The sequence below is a fragment of the Streptomyces sp. NPDC093065 genome (genome assembly GCF_044754585.1).
Lineage (GTDB): Bacteria > Actinomycetota > Actinomycetes > Streptomycetales > Streptomycetaceae > Streptomyces.
This window is the reverse complement of the sequence record NZ_JBIVPJ010000009.1, coordinates 283,328-295,655: the sequence shown is the minus strand read 5'-3', so window position 1 is coordinate 295,655 and position 12,328 is coordinate 283,328. Positions and strand designations below refer to the sequence as shown.

Below are 12,328 nucleotides of genomic sequence, written 5' to 3'. Positions count from 1 at the left end.
GGCCAGGTTCGGACACGCCCGGAAGGTCGCCGCCGCCCCGGGCGGGCGGGCCGGGTGCCGGGGCCGGCGGCGACAGGCCGGCGCCCAGTTCTGTCACCGCCGGGACGCCCGCGCCCTCGCCTACCCGAGGGCGGCCACCTTGTCCCGGTACCCCCGGACCGGGGCCGCGTCCCGGTACGGCTCCAGGCGGCGCTCGAAGTCGCGGACGTACTCCGCGGCGCGCACCGAACGCATCTCGGCCGCCTGCCCAGCCGCCTCCGCGGCCAGTTGGCAGGCCTGGTCGAGTTCGCCGAGGCCGAGCCGGGCGGTGGCGAGGACGACCCGGCAGAACAGCCGGCTGCGGGCGTAGACGGGGGCGCGCAGTTGCAGCGAGCGTTCCGCGTGCTGGGCGGCGGCGCGGAACTGCTGCAGGTCGCGGTGGCAGTGCCCCAACTCGTCGGCGAGCTGCGCCTCGTCGAAGAAGCGCGCCCAGTGCGGCACCTCGTCGCCGGGCCGGGCGGCCTCCAGCGACCGCTCGGCCCGCACCAGGGCCGCGGTGCAGGCCCGCACCTCGCCGAGGACGGCGTGCGCCCGCGCCTCGGCGGCGTGCAGCAGCGTCTGCACGACCGGCGGCGCGGAGGTCCCCACGCCCTGCTGCGCCACCCGCGCGAGCTGCACGGCCTCCCGCCCGTGGCCGAGGTAGACGGCCTGCCGGCTCATGGTGACCAGCACGTACGAGCCGTACGCCCGGTCCGCCGCCGCCTGCGACAGCCGCAGCGCCTGCACGAAGTAGCGCTGGGCGAGCCCGTGCGCGGCGATGTCGTACGACGTCCAGCCGGCGAGCCGGGTGAGATCGGCGGCGGCGGCGAAGAGGCGCCGGCCGGTCTGCTCGCCGTAGGTACCGCGCAGCATCGGCTCCAGCTCGTGCTCCAGGTAGCGCACGAGGGCCTGGCGGGCGTGTCCGCCGCCGTACCGGTCGTCGAGGCTGCGGAACAGCTCGCCCACCGAGCGCAGCGCGGCGAGGTCACCGCCGCTGACCTTCTGGCCCGGTCCCCGGTCGGCCGGGGCCCGGCGCCGGGACGGATCGAGCGGGACGGCGATCCTGGGGGTCGCGGGCCGGCCCTGGGCGGGGATGCGGACGGGCACCTCGACACGGGCCACCTTCTCGTCGGCGCGGCCGATCAGCCAGTCGCGGCTGGGCACGACGAGCCCGGCCGGGGTGAAGGCGATCTTCCGCAGCTCGGCGTGGCTGCCGGAGTCCTTGCGCCACAGCCCGCCGACGATGTCGACCGCCTCTTCCGGGCTCCCGGCGAACTCGAGGCCCGCGTAGACGGGCGCGCAGGCGTCCAGGCCGAGGTCCTGGGCGGTCAGGCGGCGGCCCAGACGCCGGGTGAAGACCTCGGCGATCAGGGCCGGGGTGGTGCCGCGGGGCTGCTGGCCGCGCAGCCACCGGGTGACGGACGTCTTGTCATATCTCAGGTCCAGGCCGTGTTCGAGTCCGAGCTGGTCGACGCGACGCGCGAGACCCGCGTTCGAGAACCCCGCTTCGGCGATGAGCGCGGCGAGCTGGCGGTTGGGGCTGCGCTGCGCGGGTCGTTCCGTCATGGTGCGGTGCGGTCTCCTGCCTTCCGGGTGTTCGAAGTGCCCGGAGCGCCTGTGAGCAGCCCTTATGGCCTCGTGAACGGCGTGAATGTAGCGGAGAGTAAGCACCCGATCGCACAATTCGCCCGGCATTCATCCGATCGTGTGAGAATTGCCCGCCCGGCTGACGACGCGCGGGCGGTCGTACAGTGGCGTGGGCACGCTTCGTGCCTTACGACCCTGCAGGGAGGCACGTGCCGTGAGTGAGCTGCGCTTCGTCCGAATGGGCTTCGGTGCCGAACGCGTCGAGTACCAGGAGGCGTGGGACGAACAGCGCCGGGTGCACGCCGCGCGGTTCGCCGACGAGGCCCCCGACACCGTGCTGCTCCTCGAACACCCGCCGGTCTACACCGCCGGCCGGCGTACCGAGGAGAGCGAGCGTCCGCTGGACGGCACACCGGTGATCGACGTGGACCGCGGCGGCAAGATCACCTGGCACGGCCCCGGCCAGCTGGTGGGCTACCCCATCCAGAAGCTCCCGCGCCCGGTGGACGTGGTGGCCCACGTCCGGCGCCTGGAGGAGGCCCTGATCCGCACCTGCGCGGAATTCGGCCTGGAGACCACCCGGGTCGAGGGCCGCAGCGGCGTCTGGGTCCTCGGCGACCCGGTCGAGCGGCGCCCGGCGCTCGGCGGACTCTCCCTGGACTTCGACCCCCGCCTGACCGACGACGAGTTCGACCCCCGCCTCAACGGCCCCGAGTACGCCCCCTCCAACGCGGGCCAGCGCCGCGAGGACCGCAAGATCGCCGCCATCGGCATCCGGGTCGCCAAGGGCGTCACGATGCACGGCTTCGCCCTGAACGTGAACCCGGACAACAAGTGGTTCGACAAGATCATCCCCTGCGGCATCCGCGACGCGGGCGTCGCCTCCCTGGCGAACGAACTCGGCCGCGACGTGACCATCGAGGAGGTCCTCCCGGTGGCCGAACGCCACCTGCGGGACATCCTGGAGAACGCGGAGCTGAAGCCCCGGATCATCGAGAAGACGCCGGCGGCATAAAACAAGCCCGTCCGGCGTTTGAGAACGAGGCCGTTCAGGCGGAAGCGGGGGCCTGGGGGCGGCAGCCCCCAGCAAGGCCAGCACCGACGCCGACCAACAAATCAACGGGCGTACCCTGAAGAACGCCGAAGAATCAAACGCTAGGGAGCCGGTCGTGTCCGCAGTCGCACCCGACGGACGCAAGATGCTGCGCCTGGAGGTCCGCAACAGCCAGACCCCCATCGAGCGCAAGCCCGAGTGGATCAAGACCCGGGCGAAAATGGGCCCCGAGTACACCAAGATGCAGAACCTCGTGAAGGGCGAGGGCCTGCACACGGTCTGCCAGGAAGCCGGCTGTCCCAACATCTACGAGTGCTGGGAGGACCGCGAGGCCACCTTCCTCATCGGCGGCGACCAGTGCACCCGGCGCTGCGACTTCTGCCAGATCGACACGGGCAAGCCCGAGGCACTCGACCGCGACGAGCCGCGCCGCGTCGGCGAGTCCGTGGTCACGATGGACCTGAACTACGCCACCATCACCGGCGTCGCCCGCGACGACCTGCCCGACGGCGGCGCCTGGCTGTACGCGGAGACGGTGCGCCAGATCCACCAGCAGACCGCGCAGCGCGAGGCCGGCCGCACCAAGGTCGAGCTGCTGGCCCCCGACTTCAACGCGGTGCCGGAGCTGCTGCGGGAGGTCTTCGACTCCCGCCCCGAGGTCTTCGCGCACAACGTCGAGACCGTCCCGCGGATCTTCAAGCGCATCCGCCCCGGCTTCCGCTACGACCGCTCCCTGAAGGTCATCACGGACGCCCGCGACTACGGCCTGATCACCAAGTCGAACCTGATCCTCGGCATGGGCGAGACCCGTGAGGAGATCAGCGAGGCGCTGAAGGAGCTGCACGAGGCCGGCTGCGAGCTGATCACGATCACGCAGTACCTGCGCCCGTCCGTGCGCCACCACCCCGTGGAGCGCTGGGTCAAGCCGCAGGAGTTCGTGGAGCTGAAGGAGGAGGCCGAGCAGATCGGCTTCTCCGGCGTGATGTCCGGCCCGCTGGTCCGCTCCTCGTACCGGGCGGGGCGGCTCTACGGCATGGCCATGGAGCAGCGCCGGTCCGCCACCGTGTGAATTCCCGCACAAGCCACTACTGGCCAGTAATGGCCGAGATGCCGCGGCCCCGACCGTCCTCGCTGATGAGGGCACCGGTCGGGGCCGCGCACCTGTTCCAGGGCCCGGCAACGCGGCTTCATGTGCGTTTGACCGGCGGGTCACGTCCTGGTAACACCAATCAGTGACCCTGGAATCACAGCACGTACACCACCGCGTACACCCGTCTCCGTACCCGGAGCCGTACCGAGGGGGGACCTCCACGATGCAGGCCGCGCCCGTTCGCGCCACCGCCGTCCGTGCCACCGCCATCCCGTCGTTCACCACCGCACTGCGGGCCGTCGAGTCGCTGCTGATGAGCGGCGGCCAGCGCACCGCCCGGCGCAACGCGTGGAACTCCGTCCTCGAGGACCGCCGCCGCGCCAAGGACCGCATCGAGACGGAGCGCGCACTGCGGCAGTCCGTCGCCGGCCGCCCCTGACCCGGCCGCCGCCCTCCCGCGTCCTCCCGCCTGCCCGCCCGCCCGCCGGGCACTGCCGTCGTCGGCGCTTTCGGGGGCACGTAGACTTCGTGCCATGGCGAGGAAGGAACCCGCAGCGGACGCTGCGAACCCCGGGCGACTGAAGCAGATCGCTCTGACCTACAAGATGACCCGCAAGGCCGACAAAAAGATCGGTCTTGTGCTCGCGGGTGTCGGCATCGTCGTCTTCGGTGTCCTCCTCGGGATCGGTTTCTTGATCGGTCACCCCATCTATCTCGGCATCCTGGGCGTGCTGCTCGCCTTCCTCGCGACGGCGATCGTCTTCGGGCGCCGGGCCGAGCGGGCGGCCTTCGGCCAGATGGAGGGACAGCCGGGCGCCGCGGCGGCCGTACTGGACAACATCGGCCGGGGCTGGACGACGACCCCCGCGGTGGCGATGAACCGCAACCAGGACGTGGTGCACCGCGCGGTCGGCAAGGCCGGCATCGTGCTGGTCGCGGAGGGCAACCCGAACCGGGTGAAGTCCCTGCTCGCGGCCGAGAAGAAGAAGATGAACCGCATCGTCGCCGACGTCCCGGTGCACGACCTGATGGTGGGCACCGGCGAGGGCCAGGTCGAGCTGAAGAAGCTGCGCACGACCATGCTCAAGCTCCCCCGCGTCCTGAGCGGCCCCCAGGTCACCGTGACCAACGACCGGCTGCGCGCCCTGGGCGACCTGATGAGCAACATGCCGCTGCCCAAGGGCCCGATGCCGAAGGGCATGCGGATGCCCCGCGGCGGCAACCCCAGGCAGCGCTGACCCGCAGGACTCCGAGACGCCGGTACGGCGATGGGGGCGGCCCGATCCACTCGGGCCGCCCCCATCGCCGTACCGGTCGCCGTACCGGCCCAGTCGTGCGTGTGCGTCAGATGCGGACTTCCACCGTGCGGGCCAGCCGGTCGTGCAGGCCCCGGCCGTCGCGGTCCCAGATCAGCGCAGGGAGGGCGAGGCACAGCAGGACCGAGCGCAGCAGGGCGCGCAGCGGGCTGGGGTGCCCCGCGACCACGTCCACGACCCGCAGGCCGAAGAGGCGCTTGCCCGGGGTGGAGCCGATCGTGCCGACGGTCAGCACGCTCAGCACGAAGAAGATCAGCAGCGCCCAGTTGCTCGCCGTCTGCCCGTAGCTGCCCGTGATCAGGCCGTATGCGATCAGGGAGCACAGGGCCCAGTCGACGGCCAGCGCGCCGAGCCGCCTGCCCGGACGGGCGATCGAGCCCGGTCCCTCCTCGGGCAGACCGAGCTGTTCGCCGCGGTATCCGAGATCGGCGCCGGCCTCTTCGACGGCCGCGCGGGGGCCGGAGAGCCACGAGCCGATTGCTTGCCTGTTGTCCACCCGACCACGGTACTGCGCCCGTATACGGACCGGGGACGGTGGGGTGTGGGGGGCCTTGATCCGGCCTAGGCTGGGGAGGAAGCCGGTTAACTTCTGCGAAACAAATGGGTCACGCCCGAGAAATCACCCGTCCCTAGGGTCGAGGAACCGTGTGCCACCCGCACTGGCCGCACGAACGATCTACCACCCCGGCGGGACGGTCGGGAGTAGGAGGAGCTGGATGTTCCAGAACGCCGACGACGTCAAGAAGTTCATCGCGGACGAGGACGTCAAGTTCGTCGATGTCCGCTTCTGCGACCTGCCTGGCGTCATGCAGCACTTCACGTTGCCCGCCGAGGCGTTCGACCCCGACGACGAGCAGGCCTTCGACGGATCCTCGATCCGCGGCTTCCAGGCCATCCACGAGTCGGACATGTCCCTGCGCCCCGACCTGTCCACCGCGCGCGTCGACCCGTTCCGCCGGGACAAGACCCTCAACATCAACTTCTTCATCCACGACCCGATCACGGGCGAGCAGTACTCCCGCGACCCGCGGAACGTGGCGAAGAAGGCCGAGGCGTACCTGGCCTCCACGGGCATCGCCGACACGGCGTACTTCGGTCCCGAGGCCGAGTTCTACGTCTTCGACTCCGTCCGCTTCGCCACCCGGGAAAACGAGTCCTTCTACCACATCGACTCCGAGGCCGGCGCCTGGAACACCGGTGCCCTGGAGGACAACCGCGGTTACAAGGTCCGCTACAAGGGCGGCTACTTCCCGGTCCCGCCGGTCGACCACTTCGCCGACCTGCGCGCCGAGATGTCGCTGGAGCTGCAGCGGTCCGGCCTCCAGCTGGAGCGTCTGCACCACGAGGTGGGCACCGCCGGCCAGGCCGAGATCAACTACAAGTTCAACACGCTGCTCGCCGCCGCCGACGACCTGATGCTCTTCAAGTACATCGTCAAGAACGTGGCCTGGCGGAACGGCAAGACGGCGACCTTCATGCCGAAGCCGATCTTCGGTGACAACGGCTCGGGCATGCACGTCCACCAGTCGCTGTGGACGGGCGGCGAGCCGCTCTTCTACGACGAGCAGGGCTACGCGGGCCTGTCGGACACCGCCCGCTACTACATCGGCGGCATCCTCAAGCACGCCCCGTCGCTGCTGGCCTTCACCAACCCGACGGTGAACTCCTACCACCGCCTGGTGCCGGGCTTCGAGGCGCCGGTGAACCTGGTGTACTCGCAGCGCAACCGCTCCGCCGCGATGCGCATCCCGATCACGGGCTCGAACCCGAAGGCCAAGCGCGTCGAGTTCCGCGCCCCGGACGCCTCCGGCAACCCGTACCTGGCCTTCTCGGCGCTGCTGCTCGCGGGTCTGGACGGCATCAAGAACAAGATCGAGCCGGCCGAGCCGATCGACAAGGACCTCTACGAGCTGGCTCCCGAGGAGCACGCCAACGTGGCGCAGGTCCCGACCTCCCTCGGCGCGGTCCTCGACCGTCTGGAGGCAGACCACGAGTTCCTGCTGCAGGGCGACGTCTTCACGCCGGACCTGATCGAGACGTGGATCGACTTCAAGCGCGCCAACGAGATCGCGCCGCTGCAGCTGCGTCCGCACCCGCACGAGTTCGAGATGTACTTCGACGTGTGATCGAGACGCGTGACCGACGGTCCCGCCCCACCCGTCCGGCGCCCCCGTTCCTCCTCCCGGAGGGCGGGGGCGTCGTCGTGCGTGGCCGAAAACACTTCACAGGGCGCGGACGTGGCGGGATCATGTCCACTAAGACGGTTGTTCGAGTCAGGGGGACGGGGAGAGTGCCGGAGATGCCGGAACGGGACGACGAGGAGCGCGAGTACGACCTGAGGTGGGCGGACGGTGCCGAACACAAGGAGCCCTCGGCGCGTGCCCGGATGCTCGCCGCGCGCTGGAAGGAGAACCCTCCCGGGCCGGTCCCCTTCCGGGCCGACCCCGACCACGTGGGCTCCCGGCGCCGGTCGTCGTGGGTGTCCACGGCCGTGGTGCTCGGCTGCGTGGCCGCGGTGATCGTGCTGCTGGGCTACCTCGACTTCCGGGCGCCCCACTAAACCGGAGTCCGGGGCGCCGGGTGCACACTGGACAGCGGGACGAGTGCGCGACTGCGAGGTGATGCAGATGCAGAGCCGCTTCCGGAGTGACCGGCGGTTGACCGTGCGTATGGGGATCACGCTGTTCCTGCTCGGCTTGTTGTACGTGGGCTTCGTGGCCGCGCTGATCGCGCTGCTGAAGTCCTGGGTGCTGGTCGTGGTGATCGTGGCGCTGGTGTTCGGGGCGCAGTACTGGTTCTCCGACCGGATCGCGCTGTTCGCCATGCGCGGCCGGGTCGTGGAGCGGGACGAGTATCCCGAGCTGCACGGGGTGGTGGACCGGCTGGCGGCGATGGCCGACATGCCGAAGCCGGTGGTCGCGGTGTCGGAGATGGAGATGCCGAATGCCTTCGCCACCGGCCGCAATCCGGACAACGCGGTGGTCTGTGTGACCACCGGGCTGCTGCGGCGGCTGGAGCCGGCCGAGCTGGAGGGCGTGCTCGCGCACGAGCTGTCGCACGTGGCGCACAAGGACGTCGCGGTGATCACGGTGGCGTCGTTCCTCGGCGTGATCGCGGGGCTGATCGTGCGGTTCGCCTTCTACTCCCAGCTCTTCGGCGGGCGGCGGGACCAGAACACGATGGCCGTCCTGGCGGTCGTGATGGGTGTCTCGGCGGCCGTGTACGCGCTCAGCTTCCTGCTGATCCGGGCCCTGTCCCGGTACCGGGAGCTGGCGGCCGACCGGGCCGCGGCCCTGCTCACCGGGCGCCCCTCGGCCCTGGCGTCGGCCCTCACCAAGGTCACCGGCGACATCGCGCGCATCCCGACCAAGGACCTGCGCACGGCGCAGGCCTTCAACGCCTTCTACTTCACTCCGGCCTTCGGCAGCGACCCCGGCCTCGGCCGGTTCTTCGCCACCCACCCCAGCCTGGAGCAGCGGCTCGAACAGCTGGGCCGGATCTCCACCGAGCTGGGCGAGCCGACTGCGCCCGGCAGGACCTGAGACGCGGGGGACCGCGGGAAGGACGGACACGAGGGCATGGGACTGCTGGACATCCTGCTCGGCCGGTCCAGGGCGGTGGGGCCCGATCTCGACCGGCTCTTCGCACTGCCGTCCGCGGCGGTGGGCCTGGAGGCCGCGGCCGGCTTCCGGCCGACCGGGCAGGGGGCGGTGTGCTTCGCGACGGTCGAGGGTGCCGCCTTCGAGCGCACGCACGGCGAGATCCGCGCCCTGCTGGACGCGGACGCCGGCCGCACCCCCGTGGAGCTGACCCACGACTCCTACGGCTACACCTGGCTCGTCTCGCGCCGCTCGCCGGACGAGCTGCCCGTCCTGGTGAACGACCTGCACGCGGTGAACAGCACCCTGGAGGCGGGCGGCTTCGGCCCGCGGCTGCTGTGTTCCCTGGCCGGTTTCGCGCGGGACGACGGGCAGCGGCTCGCCCTCGTCTACCTCTACAAGCGGGGCACGTTCTACCCCTTCGCGCCCCGGCCCGGGGAACGGCAGCAGCGGGACAACGCGCTGGAGCTGCGGATACGGGCGGCGCTCGCCGACGAACTGCCGGTGGAGGACGACCTGGGCCGCTGGTTCCCCGTGTGGGGAGCGCCCGGCCTCTGACCGAGCGAGCCCCCCTCTGTCAGTGGTGTCGGGCACGATGGCCGTAACTGGGACGCATACCGAGGACGTACGGGCTTCGGGGTGTACGGACGGGCGGAGGGCCTGCATGGGTGACGGCGGACGACGACACATCGGGGCGGCCGAGCGGCGGGACCGGCTGGCCCTGCGGCAGCGGCTGGCGGTCGGCGCGCGGGCGGGAAGCCCGGAGGAGGTCGCCGGATCACTGGTCGCGCTGCACGGCACGGATCCGGCGGCGGTCCACCTGGCCGTCGGCGCGCGGCTGGCGGACGCGGCGAAGACCGTGGGCGAGACGGAGCGGGCCCTGTACGAGGACGCGACGCTGGTCCGGATGCACGGCATGCGGCACACCGTGTTCGTGTTCCCGACGGAGCTGACGGCGGTCGTGCACGCCTCCACCGGACGCACCGTCGCCGCCCGGGAGCGGGCCAAGCTGCTGAAGAACATGGCGGAGGCCGGGGCTCCGGACGCCGCCTGGCTGACGGAGGTCGAGGAGTCGGCGCTGGCCGCGCTGGCCCGGCGCGGCCAGGCCACGGCTGCCGAACTGGCCCGCGACGAGCCGCGCCTCAAGGAGCAGTTCGTGTACGCGGCCGGGAAGAGCTACGAGGGCGTGCACACCGTCTCCGGCCGCCTGCTGAAGGTGCTGGGCGTGGAGGGCAAGGTGGTGCGGGGCCGGCCGCTGGGCTCGTGGACGTCCAGCCAGTTCCGCTGGGCACCGGCGCCCGAGCATCCCGAGCTGGATCCGGGCGAGGCACAGGCCGAGCTGTTGCGGCGCTGGCTGGCGGCGTGCGGTCCGGCGACCGAGGACGACCTCAAGTGGTGGACCGGGTGGCGGGTGACGGAGGTGCGCCGGGCGCTGACCGCGATCGGCGCGGAGGCGGTCTCGCTGGACGAGGGCCCGGGGTACGTCGTCGCCGGTGACGCCGGTCCGGTCGCCGGTCCGGCCGAGCCGTGGGCTGCGCTGCTGCCCGCCCTGGACCCGACGGCGATGGGCTGGCAGCAGCGGGACTGGTACCTCGCCCCCGGGCTGCGGCCGATGCTGTTCGACCGCAGCGGGAACGTCGGCCCGACGGTGTGGTGGAACGGCCGCGTGATCGGCGGCTGGTCCCAGCGCCCCGACGGCGAGATCGTCTGGCGGCTCCTGGACGCCGAGGGCACCGGCCGCGACACGGAGACCGCGATCGGGGCGGAGGCGGAACGCCTGTCGTCCTGGGTGGGCACGACCCGGCTCACACCCCGGTTCCGGACACCGCTGGAACGGGAGTTGTCGGCGTAGGCGGGGGATGCCTTTCGATTCGGCGCCGATGGCACGGCAGCCCCCGGGGACGGCAACGCGGACGCCGGGCACCGCCACAACACGGCACCCGGCGCCGACGTCACCGCGAGTACCGCATCAACGCCCGCACCATGTGACACGTGGTGTCCGACGGCGGATGAACCCCGATCGTCAGCGCAGCGCTCCGGATCCTCTCGTTGCGCGCCTGGTTGGGCAGGTAGACGCCGGAGTCCAGCAGGGCGATGGCGAGCCGCATCGCCTTGAGCCGGCGGTTGTGCGTGACGTACCACTCGCGGGGGCGGCCCGCCGGCAGCGGGCGCTTCTCCACGGGTTCGTAAGGCAGGTCGAGCAGGACGGGCCGCTTGGCGGTGGACTGGGTGGGCTTCGGCTTCAGTGCGGCAGCGGGCACGGGCATCCTCCTGTCGCGGTCAGGGCGCCGTCCGGACCTCCCGGCGACACCCTCGAACACTGCTTCTATTTTACTGCCCACCACTGACAAAAGCCCCTGCCCACAAGGCCTTTCGGGGCCGCTGGGACGCACGTGGTGAACGAGTTTCCGCGCCCTCCGGCTACCGTGTGCGGCATGGAGATCTGGATCAATCCGGCCTGCTCGAAGTGCCGCAGCGCGATCAGTCTGCTCGACGCGGAGGGGGCCGACTACACCGTCCGCCGCTACCTGGAGGACGTGCCGAGCGCCGACGAGATCCGCGAGGTGCTCACCCGGCTCGGGCTCGAACCGTGGGACATCACGCGCACGCAGGAGGCGGCCGCCAAGGACCTGGGCGTGAAGGACTGGTCCCGTGACGAGGCGTCACGGGACCGCTGGGTCACCGCGCTCGCCGGACACCCCGAGCTGATCCAGCGCCCGATCATCACGGCGGACGACGGAACGGCCGTGGTGGGCCGCACAGACGAGGCGGTACGGGACGCCCTGTCCCGGTAGAGCAGGACGGAGAAGGACCGCAGAGGACCGAGGAGGAGGGCCGGGGAGGACCGGGCGTGTGACGCAGGTTACGTTCCCGTGTCGGCGCGACCGGTGAGTAACTGCGTTCGGTATCTCGTACATAGCGGCGTACGCTCACCTACCTCTTCAGGAGGCGCGCATGTCGCGCAGGAGAACTCTCGGTACGAAGAAGAAGATCGCGCTCCTGGTGGGCGCCGCCACCGTGGCGGGCGGCGGCGCCTTCGTGACGGCGAACGCGTCGAACGCCGCCCAGACCACCCGGGACGCGCGGACGACGGCCGCCCAGGACTCGAACGTCTGCCAGGGCCTGGCCACCGCGCTCGGCAACAACCAGCGGTTCATCGAGGGCCAGCGGGCCGATCCCGACGCGCAGTCCGCGGCCCGGATCGAGAACCGCGAGGCCGTCGTCGCGGAGATCGAGCGCAAGCAGGCGGCCTCCGGCTGCCCGGTCGGGGAGTCGGCTCAGGACTCCCAGGCCGCGCAGCCTCCGCAGGCCGGGCAGGAGGCGGGGCAGGACACCGGCCAGGAGGCCGGAGAACAGGCCGGGGGCCAGGCGGGCGACCAGGCGGGCGACCAGGCCGGAGGTGCCGCGCAGGCCGGCGAGCAGGTCTGCGCCGGCTCCACCGTCACCCTCTCCGGCGAGGGCGGCGCTCCCGCCGCCTCCAGCAACCAGTTCCCGGCGGGCACCAGGCTGAAGGTGACCAACCTCGACAACGGCAAGTCCACGACCGTGGAGGTGAACTCGGTGTCGGGAAGCTGCGCGCTGCTCAACAACGCGGCGTTCGAACAGGTCAGGGAGGAGGGCAAGTTCCTGATCCGGCGGGCGCTGATCGAGAAGGTCGGCTGAG

General features: G+C 71.4%; 14 protein-coding genes. 11 read left to right on the top strand and 3 right to left on the bottom strand.

Annotated features, from left to right (window positions below; all coding sequences use genetic code 11):
- Nucleotides 1-120: 120 nt before the first annotated feature.
- Nucleotides 121-1,584: a regulator gene (locus ACIQFU_RS18700; RefSeq protein ID WP_402552768.1), complete on the bottom strand. Its 1,464-nt coding sequence runs from the start codon at nucleotides 1,582-1,584 to the stop codon at nucleotides 121-123.
- A 235-nt stretch (nucleotides 1,585-1,819) separates the two neighbouring features.
- On the opposite strand from ACIQFU_RS18700, the gene lipB reads away from it, so the two are divergent.
- The 4 genes from lipB (at nucleotide 1,820) to ACIQFU_RS18680 (ending at nucleotide 4,987) form a co-directional block, all read left to right on the top strand.
- Nucleotides 1,820-2,620, top strand: a complete 801-nt coding sequence (lipB, locus tag ACIQFU_RS18695) for a lipoyl(octanoyl) transferase LipB (RefSeq protein ID WP_402552767.1) — start codon at nucleotides 1,820-1,822, stop codon at nucleotides 2,618-2,620.
- 154 nt (nucleotides 2,621-2,774) lie between these two features.
- Nucleotides 2,775-3,728, top strand: coding sequence for a lipoyl synthase (lipA, locus tag ACIQFU_RS18690; protein WP_402552765.1), 954 nt, complete (start codon nucleotides 2,775-2,777; stop codon nucleotides 3,726-3,728).
- Nucleotides 3,729-3,972: 244 nt separating this feature from the next.
- On the top strand, nucleotides 3,973-4,188 hold the full coding sequence (locus tag ACIQFU_RS18685) for a hypothetical protein (protein ID WP_373901917.1): 216 nt from the start codon (nucleotides 3,973-3,975) through the stop codon (nucleotides 4,186-4,188).
- A 94-nt stretch (nucleotides 4,189-4,282) separates the two neighbouring features.
- A complete protein-coding gene (locus ACIQFU_RS18680) occupies nucleotides 4,283-4,987 on the top strand; it encodes a DUF4191 domain-containing protein (protein WP_402552763.1) in 705 nt (234 codons plus the stop codon).
- Between the two features lie 106 nt (nucleotides 4,988-5,093).
- Here the strand turns inward: ACIQFU_RS18680 and ACIQFU_RS18675 are convergent, their stop codons facing one another.
- Nucleotides 5,094-5,561 (bottom strand): RDD family protein, encoded by a 468-nt coding sequence (locus ACIQFU_RS18675; RefSeq protein ID WP_402552762.1) that lies wholly within the window; start codon nucleotides 5,559-5,561, stop codon nucleotides 5,094-5,096.
- A 220-nt stretch (nucleotides 5,562-5,781) separates the two neighbouring features.
- On the opposite strand from ACIQFU_RS18675, the gene glnA reads away from it, so the two are divergent.
- From glnA to ACIQFU_RS18650, 5 genes are all read left to right on the top strand, one after another.
- Nucleotides 5,782-7,191 carry a type I glutamate--ammonia ligase gene (glnA, locus tag ACIQFU_RS18670; protein WP_402552761.1) on the top strand — a complete coding sequence of 470 codons (1,410 nt, stop codon included), beginning with the start codon at nucleotides 5,782-5,784 and terminating at the stop codon, nucleotides 7,189-7,191.
- A gap of 173 nt (nucleotides 7,192-7,364) precedes the next feature.
- Nucleotides 7,365-7,625 carry a hypothetical protein gene (locus ACIQFU_RS18665; protein WP_402552759.1) on the top strand — a complete coding sequence of 87 codons (261 nt, stop codon included), beginning with the start codon at nucleotides 7,365-7,367 and terminating at the stop codon, nucleotides 7,623-7,625.
- A gap of 67 nt (nucleotides 7,626-7,692) precedes the next feature.
- A complete protein-coding gene (gene htpX / locus ACIQFU_RS18660; RefSeq protein WP_402552758.1) occupies nucleotides 7,693-8,607 on the top strand; it encodes a zinc metalloprotease HtpX in 915 nt (304 codons plus the stop codon).
- A gap of 36 nt (nucleotides 8,608-8,643) precedes the next feature.
- Nucleotides 8,644-9,222: a hypothetical protein gene (locus ACIQFU_RS18655; RefSeq protein WP_402552757.1), complete on the top strand. Its 579-nt coding sequence runs from the start codon at nucleotides 8,644-8,646 to the stop codon at nucleotides 9,220-9,222.
- A 106-nt stretch (nucleotides 9,223-9,328) separates the two neighbouring features.
- Complete coding sequence (locus ACIQFU_RS18650; protein WP_402552756.1) at nucleotides 9,329-10,516, top strand: winged helix DNA-binding domain-containing protein; 1,188 nt, start codon at nucleotides 9,329-9,331, stop codon at nucleotides 10,514-10,516.
- A gap of 100 nt (nucleotides 10,517-10,616) precedes the next feature.
- On the opposite strand, the gene ACIQFU_RS18645 is transcribed toward ACIQFU_RS18650, so the two are convergent.
- The gene (locus ACIQFU_RS18645; protein WP_402552754.1) at nucleotides 10,617-10,925 is read right to left on the bottom strand and encodes a hypothetical protein; all 309 of its coding nucleotides are present in this window, start codon (nucleotides 10,923-10,925) and stop codon (nucleotides 10,617-10,619) included.
- Between the two features lie 174 nt (nucleotides 10,926-11,099).
- Between ACIQFU_RS18645 and ACIQFU_RS18640 the strand changes: the two genes are divergently transcribed.
- Together ACIQFU_RS18640 and ACIQFU_RS18635 are read left to right on the top strand one after the other, a co-directional pair.
- Nucleotides 11,100-11,459, top strand: a complete 360-nt coding sequence (locus ACIQFU_RS18640; RefSeq protein ID WP_402552753.1) for an arsenate reductase family protein — start codon at nucleotides 11,100-11,102, stop codon at nucleotides 11,457-11,459.
- Between the two features lie 160 nt (nucleotides 11,460-11,619).
- A complete protein-coding gene (locus tag ACIQFU_RS18635) occupies nucleotides 11,620-12,327 on the top strand; it encodes a hypothetical protein (protein WP_402552751.1) in 708 nt (235 codons plus the stop codon).
- Nucleotide 12,328: the final 1 nt, after the last annotated feature.

Coding starts and splice junctions, on each gene's coding strand:
- ACIQFU_RS18685 (WP_373901917.1), top strand. CDS start 3,973: ATGCAGGCCGCGCCCGTTCGCGCCACCGCCGTCCGTGCCACCGCCATC.
- glnA (WP_402552761.1), top strand. CDS start 5,782: ATGTTCCAGAACGCCGACGACGTCAAGAAGTTCATCGCGGACGAGGAC.
- ACIQFU_RS18700 (WP_402552768.1), bottom strand. CDS start 1,584: ATGACGGAACGACCCGCGCAGCGCAGCCCCAACCGCCAGCTCGCCGCG.
- ACIQFU_RS18680 (WP_402552763.1), top strand. CDS start 4,283: ATGGCGAGGAAGGAACCCGCAGCGGACGCTGCGAACCCCGGGCGACTG.
- ACIQFU_RS18640 (WP_402552753.1), top strand. CDS start 11,100: ATGGAGATCTGGATCAATCCGGCCTGCTCGAAGTGCCGCAGCGCGATC.
- ACIQFU_RS18635 (WP_402552751.1), top strand. CDS start 11,620: ATGTCGCGCAGGAGAACTCTCGGTACGAAGAAGAAGATCGCGCTCCTG.
- ACIQFU_RS18655 (WP_402552757.1), top strand. CDS start 8,644: ATGGGACTGCTGGACATCCTGCTCGGCCGGTCCAGGGCGGTGGGGCCC.
- ACIQFU_RS18665 (WP_402552759.1), top strand. CDS start 7,365: ATGCCGGAACGGGACGACGAGGAGCGCGAGTACGACCTGAGGTGGGCG.
- ACIQFU_RS18650 (WP_402552756.1), top strand. CDS start 9,329: ATGGGTGACGGCGGACGACGACACATCGGGGCGGCCGAGCGGCGGGAC.
- htpX (WP_402552758.1), top strand. CDS start 7,693: ATGCAGAGCCGCTTCCGGAGTGACCGGCGGTTGACCGTGCGTATGGGG.